Source organism: Chlorobium sp. (assembly GCF_036528655.1).
In the GTDB taxonomy this organism is placed as follows: Bacteria; Bacteroidota; Chlorobiia; order Chlorobiales; family Chlorobiaceae; genus Chlorobium.
The window spans coordinates 127,550-149,775 of sequence record NZ_JAIGND010000006.1 but is presented as its reverse complement, the minus strand read 5'-3'; the positions used below and the strand labels follow the sequence as shown (position 1 = coordinate 149,775).

Annotated in this window: 23 protein-coding genes; 14 read left to right on the top strand and 9 right to left on the bottom strand. The window is 52.8% G+C overall.

All coding sequences use genetic code 11. The features are described from left to right. The first annotated feature begins 84 nt into the window (after positions 1–84). Genes K4305_RS02695 through K4305_RS02675 form a run of 5 tightly spaced genes read left to right on the top strand, consistent with a single transcriptional unit; the run spans position 85 to position 5,431 of the window. Positions 85–801 (top strand): ABC transporter ATP-binding protein, encoded by a 717-nt coding sequence (locus tag K4305_RS02695; RefSeq protein WP_331560797.1) that lies wholly within the window; start codon positions 85–87, stop codon positions 799–801. A 26-nt stretch (positions 802–827) separates the two neighbouring features. After that, entirely contained in the window at positions 828–2,369 is a 1,542-nt protein-coding gene (locus K4305_RS02690) for an NAD(P)/FAD-dependent oxidoreductase (RefSeq protein ID WP_331560796.1), read from the top strand. A gap of 14 nt (positions 2,370–2,383) precedes the next feature. Then, entirely contained in the window at positions 2,384–4,405 is a 2,022-nt protein-coding gene (gene ligA / locus K4305_RS02685) for an NAD-dependent DNA ligase LigA (RefSeq protein WP_331560982.1), read from the top strand. Between the two features lie 10 nt (positions 4,406–4,415). Further along, the gene (locus tag K4305_RS02680) at positions 4,416–5,033 is read left to right on the top strand and encodes an LOG family protein (RefSeq protein ID WP_331560795.1); all 618 of its coding nucleotides are present in this window, start codon (positions 4,416–4,418) and stop codon (positions 5,031–5,033) included. A 17-nt stretch (positions 5,034–5,050) separates the two neighbouring features. Next, positions 5,051–5,431 (top strand): VanZ family protein, encoded by a 381-nt coding sequence (locus K4305_RS02675; protein WP_331560794.1) that lies wholly within the window; start codon positions 5,051–5,053, stop codon positions 5,429–5,431. 21 nt (positions 5,432–5,452) lie between these two features. Here the strand turns inward: K4305_RS02675 and ubiE are convergent, their stop codons facing one another. Next, positions 5,453–6,178, bottom strand: coding sequence for a bifunctional demethylmenaquinone methyltransferase/2-methoxy-6-polyprenyl-1,4-benzoquinol methylase UbiE (ubiE, locus tag K4305_RS02670; RefSeq protein ID WP_331560793.1), 726 nt, complete (start codon positions 6,176–6,178; stop codon positions 5,453–5,455). 10 nt (positions 6,179–6,188) lie between these two features. Then, positions 6,189–6,602 carry a phosphoribosyl-AMP cyclohydrolase gene (hisI, locus tag K4305_RS02665; protein ID WP_331560792.1) on the bottom strand — a complete coding sequence of 138 codons (414 nt, stop codon included), beginning with the start codon at positions 6,600–6,602 and terminating at the stop codon, positions 6,189–6,191. Positions 6,603–6,768: 166 nt separating this feature from the next. Here hisI and K4305_RS02660 point away from each other — a divergent pair, with 166 nt between their 5' ends. The 4 genes from K4305_RS02660 (at position 6,769) to K4305_RS02645 (ending at position 10,764) form a co-directional block, all read left to right on the top strand. Then, on the top strand, positions 6,769–7,857 hold the full coding sequence (locus K4305_RS02660; RefSeq protein WP_331560791.1) for an efflux RND transporter periplasmic adaptor subunit: 1,089 nt from the start codon (positions 6,769–6,771) through the stop codon (positions 7,855–7,857). Between the two features lie 11 nt (positions 7,858–7,868). Beyond that, positions 7,869–8,897: a ferrochelatase gene (locus K4305_RS02655; protein ID WP_331560790.1), complete on the top strand. Its 1,029-nt coding sequence runs from the start codon at positions 7,869–7,871 to the stop codon at positions 8,895–8,897. 28 nt (positions 8,898–8,925) lie between these two features. Further along, positions 8,926–9,831 carry an AEC family transporter gene (locus K4305_RS02650; protein WP_331560789.1) on the top strand — a complete coding sequence of 302 codons (906 nt, stop codon included), beginning with the start codon at positions 8,926–8,928 and terminating at the stop codon, positions 9,829–9,831. A 105-nt stretch (positions 9,832–9,936) separates the two neighbouring features. Beyond that, on the top strand, positions 9,937–10,764 hold the full coding sequence (locus K4305_RS02645; protein WP_331560788.1) for a LabA-like NYN domain-containing protein: 828 nt from the start codon (positions 9,937–9,939) through the stop codon (positions 10,762–10,764). Between the two features lie 36 nt (positions 10,765–10,800). On the opposite strand, the gene K4305_RS02640 is transcribed toward K4305_RS02645, so the two are convergent. From K4305_RS02640 to K4305_RS02610, 7 genes are all read right to left on the bottom strand, one after another. Beyond that, complete coding sequence (locus K4305_RS02640) at positions 10,801–11,520, bottom strand: energy-coupling factor ABC transporter ATP-binding protein (protein ID WP_331560787.1); 720 nt, start codon at positions 11,518–11,520, stop codon at positions 10,801–10,803. 17 nt (positions 11,521–11,537) lie between these two features. After that, complete coding sequence (cbiQ, locus tag K4305_RS02635) at positions 11,538–12,284, bottom strand: cobalt ECF transporter T component CbiQ (RefSeq protein ID WP_331560786.1); 747 nt, start codon at positions 12,282–12,284, stop codon at positions 11,538–11,540. Continuing rightward, positions 12,277–13,308 (bottom strand): energy-coupling factor ABC transporter permease, encoded by a 1,032-nt coding sequence (locus K4305_RS02630; protein WP_442880415.1) that lies wholly within the window; start codon positions 13,306–13,308, stop codon positions 12,277–12,279. The genes cbiQ and K4305_RS02630 overlap by 8 nt, the downstream gene beginning before the upstream one ends. 23 nt (positions 13,309–13,331) lie before the next feature. Next, positions 13,332–14,123: a transporter gene (locus K4305_RS02625; RefSeq protein ID WP_331560784.1), complete on the bottom strand. Its 792-nt coding sequence runs from the start codon at positions 14,121–14,123 to the stop codon at positions 13,332–13,334. A gap of 92 nt (positions 14,124–14,215) precedes the next feature. Further along, positions 14,216–14,620, bottom strand: a complete 405-nt coding sequence (gene nikR, locus K4305_RS02620; protein ID WP_331560783.1) for a nickel-responsive transcriptional regulator NikR — start codon at positions 14,618–14,620, stop codon at positions 14,216–14,218. Between the two features lie 75 nt (positions 14,621–14,695). Then, positions 14,696–16,144 carry an NADPH-dependent glutamate synthase gene (gene gltA / locus K4305_RS02615; RefSeq protein ID WP_331560782.1) on the bottom strand — a complete coding sequence of 483 codons (1,449 nt, stop codon included), beginning with the start codon at positions 16,142–16,144 and terminating at the stop codon, positions 14,696–14,698. Positions 16,145–16,255: 111 nt separating this feature from the next. Continuing rightward, positions 16,256–17,101 (bottom strand): sulfide/dihydroorotate dehydrogenase-like FAD/NAD-binding protein, encoded by an 846-nt coding sequence (locus K4305_RS02610; RefSeq protein WP_331560781.1) that lies wholly within the window; start codon positions 17,099–17,101, stop codon positions 16,256–16,258. Positions 17,102–17,279: 178 nt separating this feature from the next. Here K4305_RS02610 and hisH point away from each other — a divergent pair, with 178 nt between their 5' ends. The 5 genes from hisH to K4305_RS02585 all read left to right on the top strand — a co-directional run bounded on the left by hisH (position 17,280) and on the right by K4305_RS02585 (position 22,215). Then, positions 17,280–17,885, top strand: coding sequence for an imidazole glycerol phosphate synthase subunit HisH (gene hisH, locus K4305_RS02605; protein ID WP_331560780.1), 606 nt, complete (start codon positions 17,280–17,282; stop codon positions 17,883–17,885). A gap of 35 nt (positions 17,886–17,920) precedes the next feature. Further along, positions 17,921–18,691 carry a 1-(5-phosphoribosyl)-5-[(5-phosphoribosylamino)methylideneamino]imidazole-4-carboxamide isomerase gene (gene hisA, locus K4305_RS02600; RefSeq protein ID WP_331560779.1) on the top strand — a complete coding sequence of 257 codons (771 nt, stop codon included), beginning with the start codon at positions 17,921–17,923 and terminating at the stop codon, positions 18,689–18,691. A 79-nt stretch (positions 18,692–18,770) separates the two neighbouring features. Then, a complete protein-coding gene (gene scpB, locus K4305_RS02595) occupies positions 18,771–19,358 on the top strand; it encodes an SMC-Scp complex subunit ScpB (RefSeq protein ID WP_331560981.1) in 588 nt (195 codons plus the stop codon). 10 nt (positions 19,359–19,368) lie between these two features. Continuing rightward, the gene (locus K4305_RS02590) at positions 19,369–20,118 is read left to right on the top strand and encodes a pseudouridine synthase (protein ID WP_331560778.1); all 750 of its coding nucleotides are present in this window, start codon (positions 19,369–19,371) and stop codon (positions 20,116–20,118) included. Between the two features lie 33 nt (positions 20,119–20,151). Then, positions 20,152–22,215 carry a ComEA family DNA-binding protein gene (locus tag K4305_RS02585; RefSeq protein WP_331560777.1) on the top strand — a complete coding sequence of 688 codons (2,064 nt, stop codon included), beginning with the start codon at positions 20,152–20,154 and terminating at the stop codon, positions 22,213–22,215. Positions 22,216–22,226: the final 11 nt, after the last annotated feature.

Sequence of the window (22,226 nt, the reverse complement as noted above, 5' to 3'; positions counted from 1 at the left end):
TTTTCAACTCCCTCTTTGGGCGCTTTTTTAGTATACTTGCAGGGTGTGCATGATTCATGAAACAATCGACGAATCGATCCGGCGATGCCAACAGAAATTCTCAGGCTTGAAAATATCCGCAGGGAACTCGAACTTTCGCGCGATGTGCGCCAGACTATCATTCCGAATCTCTCCATGGAAATCATGGCCGGCGAGTTTGTGGCCATCACCGGACCTTCCGGCTCCGGAAAGTCTACCCTGCTTTATATCATGGGCGGACTCGACAAGCCGACCTATGGCAAGGTATGGCTCGACGGAGAGGAGATCACGGAAAAAAACGAAAAAGAGATGACCCGCATACGCAACGAAAAGATCGGGTTCATCTACCAGTTCCATTTTCTCCTGCCGGAGTTCAATGCCCTGGAGAACGTCAGTATGCCGATGATGATCGGGGGACGCCTGACGAAACCGCAGATCCGCGATCGTGCCAGAATGCTGCTCGATACGGTCGGTCTGGAAAACAAGAACACCAACAAACCGAGCCAGCTTTCAGGCGGACAGCAGCAGCGCGTGGCCATTGCCCGGGCGCTGGCAAACGAGCCGAAGGTACTGCTTGGCGACGAACCGACAGGCAACCTCGATTCGAAATCCGCTCGCAACGTTTACGATCTGTTTGACAGGCTGAACAGGGAGCTGAATCAGACCGTGATCGTGGTGACGCATGACGAGGAGTTCGCCAACAGGGCCGGGCGAAGAATTCATCTGGTTGACGGCATGATCGAGAGCGACCGCCTGCTGAAGGACCGGGCGCTTTGCGTATAATTCGTCAGTAATCTAACAATTTTGCCATGTCTTCTTCTGTATTCGAACGTATCGAGAGCTCCCACCCCAATGTCTGCAAGGTTTTCAGGGGGCTTGCAGACGGCGAGCGTCATCTGCAGCGTATCATGGAACTCGATCGGTACTGGGAGATGCCTCCGGATACTGCCCATCCGGTCATCAAGCCCGGATCCGAATTGCCTCCGGAGGCGGTATTGAGCGGGGAGTACGATCTTGTCTATGCCGGAGGCACGCTGGGCCTGCTGCATGCCGCGGTGATGGCCAAACGGTATGGACGAAAGGTGCTTGTGTTCGACCGGCATATCGCGGCGCGCTCTACAAGGGACTGGAATATTTCACGCAACGAATTGCAGCGGCTTGCCGAAACCGGGGTCTACACGGGCACCGAACTCGATTCGGTAATCGTACGGAAATACAAAACCGGGTGGGTGGAGTTTTTCCAGCCGGATGGAAGCCAGAAACGGCTCTATATGCAGAATGTGCTCGACTGCGCTGTGGATGCCGACCGCCTGCTTTGCATGTCCAGAGAGAAGGTGCTGTCGGGCGTTCGTAACAGCGTGCTTGACGGCACGACCTTTCTCGGCTGTTATCGCTTTCCCGGTCACGTGGTGGTTGAAGTCGAAGACAGTCAGGGCAGGAGATTCTACTACAAAGCCAAAGTTCTGGTCGATGTCATGGGCGTTCTCTCTCCGGTTGCCCGACAGCTCAATGAAGGCCGTCCTCAGACCCATGTCTGTCCGACAGTGGGTACCATTGCCAGCGGTTTCGATAATGCTGATTTCGATACCGGCGAGATTCTCGCCAGTACCGGTCCTGCAGAAACTGCCGAGGGCCGGTGCCGCCAGTTGATATGGGAAGGTTTTCCCGCCAGGGGAGAGGAGTATATCACCTACCTGTTTTTTTATGATGAAGTCGATTCGCCCAATGACAAGTCGTTGCTCGGCCTTTTCGAAACCTATTTTCGCATACTTCCGGAGTACAAGCGTCCCGGAAAATCGTTCGTCTTTCATCGCCCGGTCTACGGCATCATACCGGCTTATTTTCATGACGGCTTCAACCGGACAAGGGTGATCGCCGACGACCATATCGTCCTGCTGGGCGATTCCGCTTCGCTTGCCTCTCCGCTGACCTTCTGTGGTTTCGGTTCGATGGTGCGGAACATGCAGCGGCTGACTGAGGGGCTTGACAAGGCTTTGCGGGAGGATTCTCTTGGAAAAGACGATCTTGCCGAAGTGAGCGCCTACGAACCGAATGTCGCATCGATGGCCAATCTCATGAAGTATATGTGCTTCAATCCCGGGACCGATGAACCGAATTTCGTCAACGAAATGATGAACGAGGTGATGATCGTTCTCGATCAGCTTCCTCCCCGTTACCGGGAGGCGATGTTCCGCGATGAACTTCGCCTTGACGAACTGATGACGGTTATGATGCGGGTCGCGATGCGTTATCCGAAAATTCTTCTGGCAACCTGGCAGAAGCTTGGTGTACAGGGTTCTGCGGGCTTTCTTAAAAATATTGCGGGATGGGCATTTTCATCGACGAAATGACAGGAGAGCGGAAGATGGAAAGAGAAAAAGCCGCCGTCGAGATCGAGAGGCTCAGGGTAGAGATCGATCGTCACAACTATCTCTATTACGTAGAGGCCAATCCGGTCATTTCCGATTTCGAGTTCGATAGACTGCTGGAAAGGCTTCTGGAACTTGAACGTCAGTTTCCCGATCTCGTCACGCCGGACAGCCCCTCACAGCGTGTAGGGGGACAGATTACAAAGGAATTTTCTTCTGTCCGGCACCGCGAACCGATGCTGAGTCTTGCCAATACCTACTCCCAGGGCGAGGTTATGGATTTTTACAACCGGCTGGGGAAACTGCTCAGGGAGGAGGGAGTCGAAGAGCGGGATGTGGTTGCCGAACTGAAATTCGACGGTGTCGCAGTCAGCCTTGTCTATCGGGATGGCTTGTTTGTACAGGGCGCCACTCGTGGAGACGGTCTTCGAGGTGACGATATTACGGTCAATCTTCGTACAATCGGCACGATTCCCCTTCGCCTCGATTCCGGTTCTTGTGCCGGACTGCAGGGAGATGATCGGGAGATAGAGGTACGGGGCGAGGTTTTCATGAGGAAGGATGATTTCGAACGATTGAACGAGGGACGTCCCGAAGAGGACAGATTTGCCAACCCCCGCAATGCCACAGCAGGTACACTCAAGCTGCAGGATTCTGCCGAGGTTGCCCGCAGGAGCATGACCTTTGTGGCTTATTACCTCAAAGGTATTGCCGATGAGAGCGCACTGCATTTCGAGAGGCTCTCGCTGCTTGAAAAACTTGGTTTCTTTACCGGTGGTCACTATCGTCTCTGTTCCGATCTCAAGGAAATAGACAGCTTTATTGACGAGTGGTCAGAAAAACGCTGGAAGCTTCCGTATGAAACCGATGGCGTGGTGCTGAAGCTCAATGCCGTGCATCTGTGGGACCGTATCGGAGCCACTTCTAAAAGCCCCCGATGGGCCATCGCATACAAGTATCCGGCTCAGCAGGCCGAAACCGAACTGCTTGGCGTCGTTTTTCAGGTGGGAAGGCTCGGTACCATCACTCCTGTTGCGGAACTCGAGCCCGTAAGGTTGGCCGGTTCCACCGTTTCGCGTTCTACCCTTCACAATTTCGACGAGATCGAACGGCTCGGCGTACAGCTGCATGACCGTGTCGTGATAGAGAAGTCCGGCGAGGTGATTCCTAAAATAATCCGCGCCCTTCCCGAAAAGCGAACCCTTTTCAGCGAGCCAATACAGGTGCCTTCAAGTTGTCCTTCATGCGGTACGCAACTCGTAAAACCGGAAGGCGAGGTAAGCTGGTACTGTCCTAACGAACAAGGGTGCCCGGCACAGATACGGGGAAGGATTCTGCATTTCACTTCCCGCAATGCCATGGATATACGGTCGCTCGGCAGTGCGCTGGTCGACCAGCTTGTGGTCAGCGGTCTGGTCAGGGATGCAGGCGATCTTTATTCGCTCGAGATGCATCAGGTTGTACAGCTTGACCGCATGGGGGAAAAATCCGCATTGAATCTTCTCCATGCACTCGATGAGAGTCGCAAACGGAGCTACGACCGGTTGCTCTATGCGCTCGGGATCCGGCATGTCGGCCAGGCGACAGCCAGGGAGCTGGCTCGAGCTTACCCTCTGTTCGAAGATCTGCAGCGGGCGGATGAAGCTGCGCTTGCATCGGTACCGGATATCGGACCGGTGGTTGCCCGAAGCATTGTCGATTTTTTTGCAAGGCCTTCTGCAACAGAAACACTCCGCAAGCTGCAGGCGGCCGGTTTTTCTTTCAGGGAAGAGGAACCCGAAGAGCCTGCGAACCGGACATTCGAAGGACTTACGGTTATTTTTACCGGAGCACTCGAACGGTATGGACGCAGCCAGGCTTCGGAGCTTGTAAGGGCAAGAGGCGGTAAGGTGACCGGCTCGGTGAGCCGGAAAACCAGTCTGGTGGTTGCAGGCAAAGAGGCTGGCAGCAAGCTTGAAGAAGCCCGTCAGCTTGGCGTCAGGGTGATCGGCGAAGAGGAATTTGAAACAATGTTGTAATACTGCAGATATGGATCCCCATTACAAAGTGGCTATTTTCGGGTCTGCCAGGATTCGTGAGGGCGACCGTGACTATCAGGATGTATTCTCTATTGCCAGGGGATTGGCCGAGGCCGGATTCGATATTGTGACCGGCGGCGGACCGGGACTCATGCAGGCAGCCAATGCCGGCTCGAAAGCAGCGCTATCGGGCACTCACTCAATCGGCCTGAATATCAGGCTTCCTCATGAACAGGGAGCAAACGCCTATCTCGATATCAAGCATGAGTTTTCACGTTTCAGCCAGAGGCTCGATACCTTCATGTCTTTATCGGATGCTGTCGTTGTCGCTCCCGGCGGTATAGGCACCCTGCTTGAACTGTTCTATGCCTGGCAGCTTGTACAGGTAGAGCATATCTGCGATACACCGATAATTCTGTATGGCGGGATCTGGTCAAACCTGCTTTTATGGCTGGAGACCGAGGTGCTTGCGCAAGGTCTCTTCCAGAGAACCGATATGCATATGATATTTCATGTCAACGATCCCGTACAGGTCGTCACGCTTGTCAGGAAAATTCATCAGGACCGGCTTACCGAAGAACATGCATGCAAGAATTTTTCAAAATACCGGATAGAATTACAGGCATAGGTCATAACACCGCTTAAATGAAACGAATCAAACGGTTTCTTGCCATAGAAGGCCGCATTCTGCTCGTGGCCAGCATCATCCTGATCAGCAGGCAGGCGATGCTGCCGGTCAACGCGGCCATGCCTGAAGTTATTTCCGACAAGGTGCTCCATTTTCTTGCATTTTATTGCCTCTCGCTGCTTGTTGATTTTGCGTTTCAGAAAACCCCGTTCAATGCGCTTAAGATGGGCTGTCTTATTGGTTACGGTGTAGCAATAGAGGTGGCGCAGTCCTTTTTTCCCTACCGGACATGTTCTTTCGGCGATATCGCCGCAGACGCGGCCGGGATTGCGGCCTATCTGGGATCGATACCGCTGCTGAAAAGGATTCCGTTTGTCAGGGAACGTTGGTCGGCATAGGCTGCATGCTGACCGGCAAGGTTATTTGCATGCCACGTAAAGAATGGAGGTCTCGAACGTCATAGGAAAATAATCGGCATTACGGAAGCCGTTCTTTTTCAGAACCGCAACGAAGGCTTCCGCCTGGGGGAACTGTTCGACCGAGTGGGGAAGATAGTCGTATGCGAAGGACGATTTGCTGAAAAGCGCTGCGATTTTCGGCAGCACCTTCTTGAAGTAAACCAGATAGAGTTTTTTTATCAGAGGGTTCCGGGGAATCATCGGTTCGATGATGATGGCATGGCCGCCTGGCTTGAGTACGCGAGAGAATTCCTGCATGCCCAGATCGAGATGTTCGAAATTTCTGACGCCGAAACCTGCGCTGACGATATCGAAACTTGCCGTTTCGAACGGAAGCTTTTCGGCATATCCTTCAAGAAATGTTATGCCGGGATATTTTTTACGTGCAATCGCGAGCATCTCTGGCGACAGATCGAGAGCTTTGACTTTCGTTCCCGGAATTTTCGCCATGGACGCCGCAAGGTCGCCGGTGCCTGTTGCGACATCGAGAATTTTCGATGATGGTATGCCTTCCAGCAGCTTTTTTGCTTTTGCTGTTGCCGTTGCCCTCCAGTAGTTGTCGATGCCAAGGCTCAGCAGATGGTTCAGAAAATCATAGGTAGGCGCTACCTCATCGAACATGCTGCGGATCGAGGAGCGCGATTTCGTTTTGTTCAGCGATTCTGCCGTTTTTTTCGTTTGACTCATTGATACTCTGTCAGCTTTTTTTACCGTAAACTTCTTCAGGATCGAACATGAGTGTATCGCAGATTTCCATGGAAAGATCGTCCTTCGCCTTTCTGTAGAAGCAGGAGTGATATCCGACATGGCAGGCACCGCCTTTCTGTGAAACTTTCAGAAGGAGCGTGTCTCCGTCGCAATCGATAAGTATGTCGTGAACATCCTGCATGTTTCCGGAGGATTCGCCTTTAAGCCAAAGTTTCTGACGGCTCCTGCTCCAGTAGCATCCTTTCTTTCGTTCAAGCGTCATCTCAAGGCTTTCACGGTTCATCCAGGCCATCATCAGTACTTTTCCGGTTTCATGATCCTGCACGATTGCAGGAACAAGACCCTTGTCATCGAACTTGACAGTTTCCAGAAAACTTTTATCAATACCTTCGTTTTCGTTCATTTGTTCGTTGTCGTTAAGTTTATTTTACTGAGTAATGGCCGGCAGCTCAGACAGCGGCACAAATCGTGTTTAAAGATTCATAAAATAATGGAAAAACCAAGGTCGGAATGGAGAAAAAGTTCAAAACACGTAACTTCCCTGAGCTGAATCATTAAAGCCAGAGATCATGCAGACCCTTCAGAAAATTCTTCCGAAATATTCCATTGCCCTGTCACTGATTTTTCTTGTAACGGTTGTCTATCTGTTCACTCGCGGAAATACCGTCGATGTCGATGCCGTGACGGTTTCCGACGCCGAACTGGTTCAGGCGGTGTATGCGACGGGTTTTATTGAAGCTGATAACGCGGCAAGTCTGAGCGCCGAGTTTTCCGGAACGGTCAGGTCGGTGGGTGCAAGAGAGGGTGATCGGGTTTCGGCAGGTCAGCCGATCATCGTTTTCGAGTCGTCGCAGCCGGAACTCGCAGTTCGCGAGTCCAGAGCAGCTTACGATGAGCAGTCGGCTGTGTTTTCAGAGCGGCAGCTCAGATACGGGAGAATCCGCAACCTGTACGCAGAAGGCGCTGTTTCGCGCCAGGATCTCGATGATGCCGAAAAGAATATGCGACAGGCAGGCGAATTGCTCGAACAGAAACGGATGCGCATGAAAATACAGGAGGACGAGCTGAAAAAAGTTGCCGTCAGGGCGCCTTTTGCAGGTGTTCTTGCGCTGCAGAGTGTAAAGGCCGGCGATTATGTATCGGCCGGCAGTGTCGTGGCACGGGTTATCGACACGACGGGTTATGCGGTCAATGTCGAAGTTGACGAGTTGGACGTACCCCGTATACGCAAGGGCCAGAAAGCAATGGTCGTGCTCGATGCCATGCCGGAAAAGCGTTACGAGGCGTCAGTCTGGCGAGTTGTGCCCCAGACCGACACCGTGACGAAGACATCGAGGGTTTATCTTCGTTTCCTGACACCCGTTTCCCGTATACAGGCCGGTATGACCGCTACGGCAAACATTGTCTATAACGTCAAGGCCGGTTCGCTTCTCGTCAGGAAAAGTTCGGTATTCGAGGAGAACCATGTGAGTTATGTATGGAAAGTCGAAGACGGAAAGCTCAGGAAGCAACCGTTGAAAACCGGAGCCGGAGACCTCGCGTTCGTCGAGGTGCTCGATGGCCTGCGGAAAGGCGATCAGGTCGTCGGTGTTCCTGAAGAACGTTTCAGGGACGGAATGGACGCAAGGGTTCAGAAAAAAAGTTTGACTCATCAATAATCGTAAAGCCGTTGCTGAGTCGCGAAAAAAAAATAGCGGTTATTCTGGCTGCTCATGGCGAAGCCGAAAGCTCGGGTTTTCTGGAGAACTACCGTGTAAGCCGCAGGACTCTCCGGCATGCGGCGTCGGTCATGGAAATGCCCTCTTTTCTGCAGATCGGCATTTCCATGATTTCGTCACTGAAAAAACAGTTCAAGCCGGCAATGTTCGCCGGTTCTCCTCATAACCGGATTGCAAGAGATCAGGCAGCACGACTTCAGGCTTTCCTCGATACCCTTCCGGGAGTATCCGGTTACGATTTTGATGTGCATGCCGCATATGCGGCATCGGATCCCGCTGTCGAGGAGATCATCGAAGCAACGCGCGGATGTGACGGGCAGATCATCCTGTCGATGTCTCCGTTCGATAATGAACTGACCTGCGGTCAGATTTGCGGATATCTCGCTGCGAGGGGCAAGGAGGATGAACTTGGCAGGATAAAGGTTGTCAGCCGGTTCTGGTGCGATCCTGCATTGCATGAGCTCTGCGCCGATCATGTTTCCACAGAGAGCGCGGCCCACGGACTCAGCCGGAGCGAGGACAATGTGCTTCTTCTGCTCTATCACGGGACGCTTGTGCGTGACACCCGGGGAGAAGTTCCCGGATTCCGTACAGGGCTGCATGAAGCCGGTTTCCTGGCCGACAGCCTTGCAAAGCTTATCGGTGCGGACGGCAGGCACCCGTATGGTCGCGTGATGACGGCTTTTCTCAATCATGATGTCGGCGGTACATGGACCAGTCCGTCCTTTGAGGATGTCGGGCGGCTGCTGCGTGATAGCGGGGCCGGAAATGTGGCTCTTTTTGCCGCAGGCTATTTTGCCGACGGCAATGAAACCGTCGGTCGCGAACGTGAACTTCGTACTGTTCTGAAAGACAGTTCTATCCGAACCATTTCCTGTCTCAATGATTCGGACGCATTTATCCGTTATCTCGGTCATAAAGTTGCCGCAGCGGTATCGCAAATCATGCATCTTCCGTTTCCTTCTGCCGACGGTTCGTGACTTTTTCAACGATCAATGCTCTCATATCGTGCAGAACCTGGTTCTTCTCGGCGTCTGTTTTCTCGCAGGAGCGCTGCTCCGTCGGATGGGCCGGATGCCTGAAGAAACTCCTGCGGTGCTGAACGGTTTTATTATCCATGTGTCGCTGCCCGCGCTTATCCTGCTTTATTTTCATGATATCGAGCTGTCTGCCGAAGTTGCTGTCATGGCGGCGATGCCCTGGATTCATTTCGGCATAGCCGCAGGCTTCTTTCTTCTGGCCGGCAAACTTTTCGGGTTTTCCCGTCAAACCATCGGGGCGCTGATTCTGACCGGAGGACTTGGCAATACTTCGTTTGTCGGTCTGCCGATGATAGAGGCCTTTTACGGGAAAGAAGCGCTTGTTTACGGTATTGCGGTCGATCAGCTCGGCTCCTTCATGGTGCTCTCGACCGCCGGCCTTTTTACTGCAGGTCTTTACTCGGGAGAGAAATCCTCTTTTGCCGGTATCGCCCGAACAATTGTTGCTTTTCCGCCGTTTCTTGCCATGGTTGCTGCAGTGCTCTTCATTTCCTGCGATTATCCGGAATGGCTTGAAATACTGCTGAGGCGGCTTGGCGATACGCTCGCTCCGGTTGCGCTGCTGTCTGTCGGATTTCAATTTCTGCCGGGAGATCTGCGGGGAAACTTCAGAGAGCTTGCTCTTGGTCTTTCTTTCAAACTGCTGCTTGCCCCCTTCATCATTGCATTGCTTTATACCGGCGTTTTCGGCCTCCATGGTCTCCCTGTACGGGTTACCCTGTTCGAGGCTGCGATGCCTCCGATGATTACGGCAGGCATTATTGCTTCCGCAAGAGGCATCAATCCTCCTCTTGCTTCGCTTATGGTTTCGCTGGGCATTCCTCTCTCGTTCATAACGCTCTTTTTCTGGTGGTATGTTCTGGGGGCGGCATAGACTCCTGAGGGAAACCGGAAATGGTTAGTAACCTTTTCGCGTTCTTGCAGATAATCAGCTTTTTTTAAGGGATATGTAAATCGAAGGACAAGAGGGCATTCAGGAATGCAGCGAGCGGCGCTTTTCATTGACGGGGCTAACCTTTTCTATACGCAGCGCCATCTTGGATGGCAGATCGATTTTTCCCGGTTCATGCGTTATTTCATGAAACGCTTCGATGTGGTTTCAGCCCGTTATTATGTGCCATTGCAGGAGCCGTCTTCAGAAGATCAGTCCGCATTCGGACGAGTGCTCACGACGCACGGAATGCATATCATCTCCAAACCGGTCAAGAAAATCGTGAATCGGGATACCGGCGAACTGATCATGAAAGGCAATCTCGATATCGAACTTGCCGTTGATGCGATGCTCATGGAGAATGTGTATGAGCGGTTCATCCTTTTCAGCGGCGACAGCGATTTTCTGCCCCTGATCCGGGCGTTGCAGAAAAAAGGAAAAGAGGTTTCCGTCTATTCGACACGAGGTATAAGCGCACATGAACTCTACAGCGCATCCGGCATCGATTTTCACGATATATCCTTGCTGGAAACGGAAATCGCTCAGTCGGAAACCGGTAAACTCAACAGCGGCGATGCACATGTTTTTACAGGATTGCCTTCAACCGGTGATCGTTTTACCGGTTCGGTACTGTCTGTAAAGCCATACGGCATTTTTCTTGTCAATCCATACCGCGTCAAGTGCCTCCTTCCCCTGAGTTTTCTTGGCGTGGTTGAGCGTATCACCGACCTTTATTCCCTAATCAGGATGGATGACCGGTTCGAAGTGACGGTGTTTGATGTCGATATCGCGCATGATGTGCCACAGATTACCGTGAAACTCGTCGACCGGACGATGTCGGAAGAACTCGAAAGACGGGTCAAGGCTCTCACCTGAACCGGATTCGGATTTTTCCCGTATGTTCCGGGATATTCAATGCTGAAGTCTGATGGGAAGTTCGAGCCCGTTTTCCTCGAGCAATTGTCTGTCGGCAAGAATTTCCGTTGTCGTACCCTCCGCGCTTATCCGGCCGGAGTTCATGACGAAGACTCTGTCGCAGGTGTCCCAGATAAAATCGAGATCGTGCGATACCGTTATTCTTGTTGACGATAGTGACCGGATAAGCGAAATGAGCTTTTTCCTGTTACGCGCATCAAGGTCCGATGTCGGTTCATCCATAACAAGTATCGGGGGGCGCATGACAAGTACCGCAGCAAAGGCTGCAAACCGTTTCTGTCCTTGCGAAAGCTTCGATGGCGGTTTTTCGCGCAGTTCCCACAGGCCGAAATTCCTGAGCAGCCGTTCTGCTTCCGCTTCGCTTTCCGTTCTGTGCATGCCGAGGTTGTCAGGCCCGAACATGATGTCATCGTACAGCCGGGTCATAAAAAGCTGATCATCCGGGTTCTGGAATACCAGGCCGACCTTGCGGCGGAGGGTTTCCTGACTTTTTTTCGTAGACGGGATGCTATCGACGGTTACGGTTCCGCTCTGTGGTGTGAACCAGCCGTTCAGATGGTTCAGCAGTGTCGATTTTCCCGCCCCGTTCGTGCCGATGATTCCTGCCGATTCCCCTTCCCGTACCCTGAGTGTAATATTCCGCAGTGCTTTCGTTCCGTCATTATAGGCGAATGAAAGCCGTTCTGTCTCGATCACGCTGCCTTTTGTTATTGTTATGGTATGAACACTATCCGGACTGCCAGGAAATACCATGTCGTCAGGAGGACCGTTATTGCGTCACGCTTCGTAAATGGTTCTTTCTGCTGCAAGGCAAGGTTGTTGCCGAATCCCCGCGCGCTCATGGCCATGTAAATCTTTTCGGCCCGTAACGATGATCTTACCAGCAGAGAGCCGATCAGTTGCGCAGTGGCGCGGATATCCTTTCCCTTATGTCCGAATGAGCGAAGGTCGCGTGCCTTCTGAAGGGATCGGGCTTCATCGCCAAGCATGAAACTGTACCGGTAGACCAGCTGCAGCTGGGTTGCAAACAGTTCCGGTACCCCGAAGGCACGCAGAGCGTTACCGAATCGGTGGAAGGGAACCGAGTGAGAGTAGACGAGCAGTGCCGAGATTGTAACAAGGGATTTTGCTGCAATGACTCCCGCGGAGATCATGCCTCCGGTTACAGCGAAGTTCCACGCATCGAAAATCGGTTGACGGTCGAAATAGAGGTTTCCCGCAGCCATGAACAGGACGAAGGGAGAGATAACAAGCAGCCTTTTCATGATCAGCCGCAGGGAAAGCCTTGAGGCTGTGATCACGAACAGGGTAAAGGCCCCGTATGCTATCACAGCGGGAAGGTTGTTTTTCGGTACAGCGACCACGAAGATAATGAAGATGGCTAGGATGCCAAGAGATGCCCTGTCTCCTGCCGGAAGAGCATGCTCTGGCCGGTTTGCATGATGCTTCGGCTCACTCACCGGTTTTTTCCGTTTTGCGCATCCCGGCTCCGGTAAACAGGCCGATTACTCCAGCGAGGATAAGCACCATAAGGCTGCCTGCGATACCGGATACCGATGTGCCGGTGTTTACCGGAGATGCAGGATCGGTTGATTCAGAAGGTCCGTCTCCGGTCGATCTGAATCCGTAATCCGGCAGAAACGCGATTTTTTCCTGAATCGACGAGAGCGTGCCGTGCACAGGTTCAGGGCGCCCTTCGATTTCTTCCTGTCCCGATGTTCTGGCCATCGACCATTCAAGCCCGTCCGGATATGGCGATGCGAACCAGGCCAGTGTGCCTCCGGTTACAAGCGCGATAAGTATGAATACGGCAGGTGTCAGGGATCGTTTTTTATCCGATTCATGCTGCATGCTCAGAAGTGTCGGGTCCGTTGCTGCAACGAAAGCAACGACGGCCCATGTGACCAGACCTTCTACGATTCCGATGGCGAAATGAATGGGGAGCATGAAGAGCATAAAGGTGCCGAACGGCAGTTCACTTATGCCCGAGACGGTTGTCTGGAGCACAACGAAGCATGCGCCCATGAGCAGTCCTGCCGTTGCCGCCGTCATGCTGGCAGCACCCAGGCGGGCGGAAGTGAGTGAGTTGCCTGCAATGGTGCGGTACAGAAACGGATAGGCGACAAATGCCGGAAAGAAGGCGAGATTGAAGATGTTGCATCCGAGGGCGAGCAGTCCGCCGTCCGCAAAGAAAAGGGATTGGATGACCAGAACCGATGCAAGGGCTATAAATGCGCGATGTGGGCCGAGCAGTACCGTCAGAAGAAGTCCCCCGCCAAGGTGACCGCTGGATCCGGTGCCGGGAATGGTGAAATTGATCATCTGTGCCGCGAAGACGAAAGCTCCGAGCACGCCCATGAGTGCAGTTTTTCTTCCGTCCTGATCCATGGAGCTTTTTTTTATCGACCAGGCGATGAGTCCTCCGCTCACAGCCCAGAATGCTCCCCCTACTGCAGGCGAGAGCAGTGCGTCTGACATGTGCATGGTTCTTTCTCCTTTGATTTTGTTCAGAATCTTGCGGCAAGTCCTGCAAGCAGTGCGGTATCGGTTTCCGCATCGTTCAGGCCGCATTTCACGCCCAGGTCGAGATCAAGATTGTCCGACACTCCCCAGATCATGCCTCCGATGAGAAATGCCGGATGGCTGTCGTTCGAATGCTCCTCACTGGTTTCCATGCCGATGTTTGCAACCGCGCGAAGGTTGTCCGACATGTTGATTTCGACTGCAACCGAAGCGTGCCAGATATCGTCTCTTGTCGCTTCGTCGGCAGCATCGTCGCGATAGTTGTTTCGGCTATAGCCCGCGTTGCAGTGCAATGCTCCGAAATCGCCCTCTTTGGTTGCAATGAGCATGATGCCGGGAGAAACCGCTCCGCTGCCGAATCCCTGCTTTTCGTCCCCGGACGGGATTGAAATACCGGGTTTGACGGCAAGGCTGAATCCTTCATCTTGCTGTTCAAGAACCCGCCATTTCAACTCGATGCTCATATCTCCGATACCGCTGTCGTCACCGACCCTCACGCCGTTTTCTTCAATCGAATACCATTGGAACGGCATGGCTGCGACCAGGTCGATATGCTCCGTCAGACCATACGAAATGGCGACGGCGCTTTCGCCAGCAGTTTCTTCTGTTATTACCCCCCCGTCATCAGTATTGTTCCAGGCGAACTCGTTATTCCATTCTATCTGGAACTTGCCCTTTCCTTGCGTGCCGGTATCATCGGTAATGAGCGGATGGGCGGCGAATGAAGGCGTCGATGCAAGTGACAGCGCTACTGCAATCAGTGGTATCCGTTTCATGGACATGCTCCGGTTGTGTGAATATGTTATTTATTGCAATCCGGTCGTAGCACAAAAATACGAATAGTGTTACGGATTGTCAACAACAATTGTTAACCGGCCGAGGATATGCCAAGACTGAGGTTGATTACGCCTGTTTTTGCTTTCAGTATCGAGGCGAGTTTCTGAACATCCGAAGCGGAGCCCCTGACGGCAATGATTTCGAGGCAGTGGCTGTGGTCGAGATGGACATGCTGGGTGGAGATGATGACCTCCTGAAAATCGTGCTGGATGTCGATCAGCTGGTTGACAAGTTCCCGTTTGTGGTGGTCGTATGTCATGACGATGGCACCGGCTACCGTGCCTCCTTCCAGCCATTTTTTTTTAAGCAGCTCTTCGCGGATAAGATCGCGCAATGCTTCGGAGCGGCTGTTGTAGTGCTGTTCTTCTCTATGACGGTCGAATGCGTCGATCAGCTCTTTTTCAAGAGAGACGCCAAAGCGGTACAATTCACTCATTCCTGGTGTCTGCTGTTAAACCTTGCAGTTTACGGACCGGCTCGATGCCGGTCCGTATGGTGTTTCAGGAATATACTACCATTCGTCGAAATGAGGTGCGGTTCCCGTGAGCTTTTCATGTATGGCGTGTGCCGCGGTGCGTCCGGCTCCCATGGCAAGGATGACGGTTGCGCCGCCGGTGACGATGTCGCCGCCGGCATAGACTGCATCTTTCGATGTTGCCATGGTATTGATGTCCACGACTATCGTATCGCGCTTGCTGACCTCGATTTCAGGCGTCGTCTGCTTGATGAGCGGATTCGAGCCGTTGCCGATGGATATTACTGCCATGTCGATCGGCAGCACGAATTCCGAACCTTTTACCGGAACCGGTTTGCGGCGGCCGGAATCGTCAGGTTCGCCGAGCTCCATTCTGAGGCATTTCACTCCGGTCAGCCACTGCTGTTCGTTGCCGATGAATTCTACGGGGTTCATGAGCAGCAGGAACTCGATTCCCTCCTCTTTCGCGTTGTGGATTTCTTCGGCTCTGGCCGGCATTTCAGCTTCGGAACGGCGGTAAACGATATAGGCATGTTCGGCTCCGAGACGTTTGGCTGTTCGTACCGCGTCCATGGCGGTATTTCCGCCTCCGAACACTGCGATGCTCTTTCCCTTGCAGTCGAAGACCGGCGTGTCGTTTTCAGGAAAGGTATATGACTGCATCAGGTTGACTCTGGTGAGGAACTCGTTTGCCGAATACACCCCGAGAAGGTTTTCGCCCGGTATGCCCATGAACCAGGGCAGACCCGCTCCGACTCCGATAAAGATCGCGTCGAACCCTTCTTCCTGCATCAGTTCGTCGATGGTGACCGAGCGTCCGACGACGGTGTTGGTCACGAATTCTACGCCAAGTTTTTTCAGGCTGTCGATTTCCGTTTTGACGATATCCTTGGGGAGACGGAACTCCGGAATGCCGTACATCAGCACGCCGCCGAGTTCATGCAGGGCCTCGAAAACCGTAACGGCATGGCCGAGACGGGCAAGATCGTTCGCACAGCTCAACCCAGCGGGCCCGCTGCCGATAACGGCGACTTTCTTCCCTGTTGCTGGTTTTACATCGGGAAGCTCGATTTCACCATATTCGCGCTCGTAATCCGCAACGAACCGCTCAAGATTTCCTATGGCTACAGGCGTATACTTCTTTGTGAGCACGCATACCTTTTCGCACTGGTCTTCCTGCGGGCATACCCTTCCGCAGATTGCCGGAAGGATGTTGTCCTCCTTGATCTTTTTTGCGGCTCCGAGAAAATTGCCATCAGCTATCAGTTTGATGAACTTGTCGATTTTGATATTGACCGGACAGCCCTTGATGCATACCGGATCCTTGCACTGGATGCAGCGCATGGCTTCCTTCTGTGCCAGTTCCGGAGTGTAGCCGAGGTTGACCTCTTTGAAATTGTGTACGCGTTCGCCCGGATCCTGTGCCGGCATGGGCTGGCGCGGTATAGCAAGGCGTTCTTTGGTCGTCATAGGTTTTACATCCATAGTGATTTCCCGCTGAAAGGTATTCTGATTGTGAATGACAGCAAACCAGGCATATCTGCACGGTGGTCCGGCAGACCCGGTTGATGTAATGGTCTTTATGAAAGGTGCTTTTTACTCGAGCAGGCCGATGCGGCACTTGTGCGAAAACTCTTCGGCAGATTGCTTCTCTTCTTCGAGGTACATACGGTTCCTGTCGGAAAGATTCCTGAAATCGACCTTGTGGGCATCGAATTCGGGGCCGTCGACGCAGGCGAACCTGATTTCATTGTCAACAGTGACACGGCAGCCGCCGCACATGCCGGTGCCGTCCACCATAACCGGATTGAGACTTACGACCGTATGAATTCCGTTCGGTCTGGTCACTTCGGCTACCGCTTTCATCATGGGAACAGGTCCGATGGCCAGGACGTAATCGATGGTTCTGCCGGATTCGAGCAGTTCCTGCAGTTTCCGGGTGACGAATCCATGGAATCCGTAAGATCCGTCGTCGGTGGTGATGTATGCTTCGTCGCTTACCGCTTTCATCTCCTCTTCAAGAATCACGAGATCCTTCGTTCGGGCGCCATTGATGGTGATGACGTGGTTTCCGGCTTCCTTGAGCGCAACGGCTGTCGGATATGCGATGGCTGAGCCGACGCCGCCTCCGATGACGACGGTTGTGCCGAATTTTTCGATATGCGAAGGGGTGCCAAGCGGCCCGACGATATCGTTGATGGTGTCACCGGCGGCTTTCATGTTCAACTCTCGGGTGGATTTGCCCATGCCTTGAACGATGATGGTGATGGTTCCCTTCTCCGGATCCGAGCCGGCAATGGTCAGCGGAATTCTTTCGCCGTGTTCGCTTACTCTTATCATCACAAACTGCCCTGCTTTTCTTTTTTTGGCGATGCGGGGAGCCTGTATTTCTATTTTTTTGATATTTTCAGCTAAAAAAATAGCAGAAACAATATTGTACATTTGTTCTTTTTTTTGGCTATGTATGGTTAAGGAGAACTGCTGATCGTTCAGGTAAGGACAAAAGGAAGGTTATTATAAACAATAAAAGTCGAATAAAAAAACGATTCGTCGGGAAAAGAATTCGGGATAATTGTTGCGGTTTTTCCTGCTCTCTCGTCATCAGTCAAACGCTACGTCTATGATTTTTATAGCCGATTACGGCGCAGGAAACCTTCATTCGGTGCGGAAAGCATTCGAATATCTCGGTATCAGGGCAGTCGTAAGCAGCGATCCCCGCGAGCTCGGAGATTTCAGAAAGGTCCTGCTTCCGGGAGTTGGAGCTTTCGGCCAGGCAATCGATTCGCTGAACAGTTCCGGTTTTACCGATGCCCTGCTCGAACATATGGACAAGGGGCGACACCTTCTCGGCATCTGTCTTGGAATGCAGCTGCTTCTCGGCGAAAGCGAAGAGATGGGCAGGCACAAGGGATTGAATCTTGTTCCCGGCAACGTACTGCATTTCAGAAGCGAAACCGACAAGATTCCCCAGATAGGCTGGAACTCTGTTGACATGAAAAAAGAGTGCGTTCTGTTCAGGGGTATACCCGACCACACTTTTTTTTATTTTGTGCATTCCTACTATTGTGAACCGGGCAATCCCGAGGATAGCGTGGCCACGACCTGGTTTGCCGGTAAAAATTTCTGTTCGGCCATTGAAAAAAATGGTATTTTCGCTGTACAGTTTCATCCGGAGAAAAGCTCCGGGGCAGGTTTGCAGGTGCTCAAGAATTTCGCTTCCTGTTAGGTTTTTTTGATTCAGCTCTTTATGCGTTTACAGACATGCTGATTATTCCTGCAATAGATATCAGGGACGGAAAATGTGTCCGTCTTACGAGGGGAGATTTCAACCAGCAGAAAATCTACCTCGACAACCCTCTCGATATGGCAATCATCTGGCGCAAGCAGAATGCCAAAATGCTGCACGTCGTCGATCTCGATGCTGCCCTGACCGGCGAGACGGTCAATTTCGACAAGATCAGGGAGATCGTCGAGGCGCTCGATATTCCAATCCAGGTCGGCGGAGGCATTCGTTCGCTCGAAGCGGTAAAGAGGTATCTGGATATCGGCGTGAGTCGGGTAGTGATCGGTTCTGCCGCCGTGACAAATCCTGAGCTGATCGCCGACCTGCTGACCCGTTACCGCCCTTCGCGTATCGTGGTCGGCATCGATGCCGAGAATGGCATTCCCAGAATAAAGGGGTGGACGGAAAGCAGCGGCATGCAGGATTACGAACTTGCCCTTGAGATGAAGAAAATCGGTATCGAACGGATCATCTATACCGATATCTCCCGCGATGGCATGATGCAGGGGTTCGGTTACGAAAGCACGAAGCGTTTTGCAGGGAAAGCGGGCATGAAAATAACCGCTTCCGGAGGCGTGACGAGCTCGGAAGATCTCCGGCGGCTCGTGCAGCTTCAGCAGTACGGCGTTGATTCCGTCATTATCGGCAAGGCTCTCTACGAGTGCAATTTTCCCTGCCAGGAGATATGGTACAACTACGAGGGAGGAATTTGCCTTGACCGCAATTTTTCAACGGCCAGAACCCGTTAATCCTTTCGGGAGCAGTTTTACGGCCTTCTCGTTCAACAAGCGCGGATAAAATACTGCAGTGCACGAACCCGGATTGCCGATACAGCAGCAGGTAGAGGCAGTGGTTTTTGCCTCCGAGGATCCCGCAACCCTTTCGATGCTGAGGCAGGCGACCGGGGCGGATCTGACGGCCGGCCAGCTCGACGCAATCGTCGCCGGTCTGAATGCAGACTATGCCGCAGCAGGCCTGACCTTTCGCATACGCCCTGTCGCCGGCGGGTATCGTTTTCTTACCGAGCCGCAATATGCCGCTCTTCTGAAGCGGCTGATTGCTCCGAAAATCCGAAGAAAACTTTCTCAGCCGGTACTCGAAGTGCTGTCGGTTATCGCCTATCGTCAGCCCGTCACCAAAGGAGAGATACAGCAGCTTCGGGGCACCAGCCCCGATTATGCGGTAGAACGACTTCTCGAACGCGGCTACATTACCGTATCCGGAAGGGCCGATTCGCCGGGTAGGCCTCTCCAGTACGGAACGACCAGAGAGTTTCTCGACCTTTTCGGCCTGCACTCGCTTCGTGATCTTCCGCGGCTTCGGGAGATCCGGGAGATTCTTCAGGAAAAAGAGGAGTCGGAATATCTGGCCGGAACCGGACGGGAAGAAGGAGCCCCGACTCATACATTATTATAAGCTTGTTTACATGAGAAAACAGATCGAAGAAAAGCAGACAGTCAGGATAAACAAATATCTGGCCATGTGCGGTATCGCTTCACGGCGCATGGCAGACGAGATCGTAGCGGCGGGCAGGGTTATGGTGAACGGCAGGGTGACGGCGGAAGCCGGCCTGAAAATCGATCCTTCTGCCGATGAAATCATTGTCGACGGCCGCATGCTCGCGCTGCCGGAAGCAAAAAAAGTGTATATTCTTTTCAATAAACCCAGAAATGTCATATCGACAAATCGTGACGAGAAGAATCGGGATACTGTTATCGATCACGTTATCGTCAAGGAGCGGGTATACCCTGTCGGCAGGCTGGACAGGAAAACCACAGGGGTGCTGTTGCTGACAAATGACGGAAATCTTGCAAATAAATTAATGCATCCTTCGTCTCGTGTGAAAAAGGAGTATATTGCGGTATTGGATAACAAATTTCCGCATGCGCTGCTTCTTCAGCTTACGGGAGGGATGCGACTGAAAGATACCGGTGAAAAAGTGATGCCCTGCCAGGCAAGGATACTCGACGACGGTCTGCAGATATGGCTGAGTATTCACGAAGGCAAGAATCATCAGGTTCGCAGGATGTTCGAAACCCTCGGCTTCGAGGTTAAACGGCTCGATCGCGTTGCCTATGCCGGCCTTGCGGCCGGGGACCTCAGGCGTGGCGACTGGAGGTATCTCAGCCGAAAGGAGGTTCAGCAGCTCCATCAGCAGGCAGGCATTACTGTCTGAGATGGCATGCGGTCATGAAAAACATTGCTGAACATGACCGATTTCCGCTTTTTTCGCAAACGCCTGACCATGCATCGGGTTGTGGCGTTTATTTCCCTGTTTTTTATTCTCCGCGACGGTATCCCGCAAGCTCATGCGGAGAGTCTGGAGGATCTGTTCGATCAGGAGCGTATCTCGGGTAACGTCGAACAACTGGAGGTGCGCCTCGAAGAGCTGAAAGAGAGAAAGATAGATATCAATGAGGCGGAGCCTGATGCGTTGCGCGAGTTGCCATGGCTCAACGGCGGTGATGTGCAGGCCATCATCGACTACCGGCGTTCGAAAGGTCCCTTTGTAACGGTTCAGACGTTGAGTGATGTTATTGGTCGGGATAAAGCCGAATCCATCATTCCCTACATTTCATTCCTCAGCGCAGAAGAACGGGGACTTGCCGATAAGAAGTCAGCAGTGCCGGACGTCGTGAGCGGCAGCTATACCGGCAGGATTCTCTGGGACACCACTCCGCGCAATGGGCTGTTTCCGACTGCAAAAAATCCGGTACCGCGCTATCCGGGCGACGAGTACAAGCTCTATAACCGGCTTCAGCTCAATTATGCAAATTACCGCGTCAGCCTTGTGCACGACAAGGATATCGGAGAACCCGATGCCGCGGATTTCCTTTCGCTGAGCCTCGCCGCGTCGGATCTTGGAATCGTGAAAACCGCCGTATTGGGCAATTACGAAATCAATGCCGGGCAGGGTCTTCTCATAGGGCAGAGCCGTTTTCTGTCGAAAGGCTCTGAACCCTCAAACAGCGTCAGACTTGCATCGAAACGGCTCACTCCATATGCGTCGAGTTCGGAGTACGGTTTCTTCCAGGGAGTTGCGGCTACGCTCGATCTTGCTCCGCTCGAAGTGACCGCTTTTTATTCCGCGAACAAGGTCGATGCGCGCAATTCGACAGGACCGATCACGAGTTTCGATGAATCAGGCTATCATCGGACCGATTCAGAGCGTGATCGCAAAGACAACGTGACTGAAAGTGTTTACGGAGCAAGCGTGCTCTACCATTTTGCTGCTGGAGCGGTAAAGGGAACTGCCGGGGGTACCTTGCTTCGCTATGATTACGGTGAGACACTGAATGTTCTCGGTGATGGCCACGGATCGTCGGCGCTCGGCAGCATCGAGGCAGATGTCAGCGTCGGCCGCCTCGGTCTTTTCGGCGAGGCGGCGTGGTCGGAAAGGCCTGAAGGCAGCATATCCTGGATCGCCGGTGCTGAATATCGGCTGTTACCGAAAGTAAACCTGCTCCTTGCCGTCAGGGACTATGCAGAGGGGTATTATTCTCCATTTGCCGGAGCCTTCGCCGAAAGGGGAGAGGGCGGTTCGAACGAGCAGGGAATTTATATCGGTATCGATGCCGCCCTGAGTAAAACAGTTTCCGTTGGCGCCTATCATGACCGGTTCCGGTTCCCGAAACTCGATACAAAGGACGATCCCTATCCTTCGTCAGGGCATGATTCCCGTCTTTTCTTTGCCTGGAAGCAATCCCGTTCGGTAACATGGAACCTGCAGATGCAGCACAGGGAAAAGGAGGTCGCTCTCAGGCAGTGTCCCGATGGCTCACTTGCATGCAATGATAAGGAGAAAATATATGCACCGTTGCCGAAGGTTACAGACCGGATTCGTCTTGACTGCGATATCGATGCTTCGCGAAGGATTACCCTGAGAACCAGGAGTGAGGTCAAGCGGGTCGTCAAGGATTTTCTTGCCGGAGATGAAACCTGTTACGGGTGGCTTGTCTATCAGCAGGCGGGATACAAAGCCGGACGGTTCGGATTGAAAGGCCGGTTCACCATGTTCAATACCGACGATTACGATGCCGCCATCTATGTTTACGAAGACGATCTGCCGCTGGTGTTCAATACGACCGGTTTCAACGGAAGGGGAAAGGCGTTTTTCGTGCTGGTTTCCTGGGATGTGACGAAAAATCTGAAAGTCGGCGGCAAGTTCGAGACTACCTGGTATGACGATCGGGAAGTATACAGCAGCGGCGACGATCAGCGAAATACAAGCGCTCCGGGCACCTTCCATTTCGGCTGTTCCCTGAAGTTCTGACAGTCCCGTTT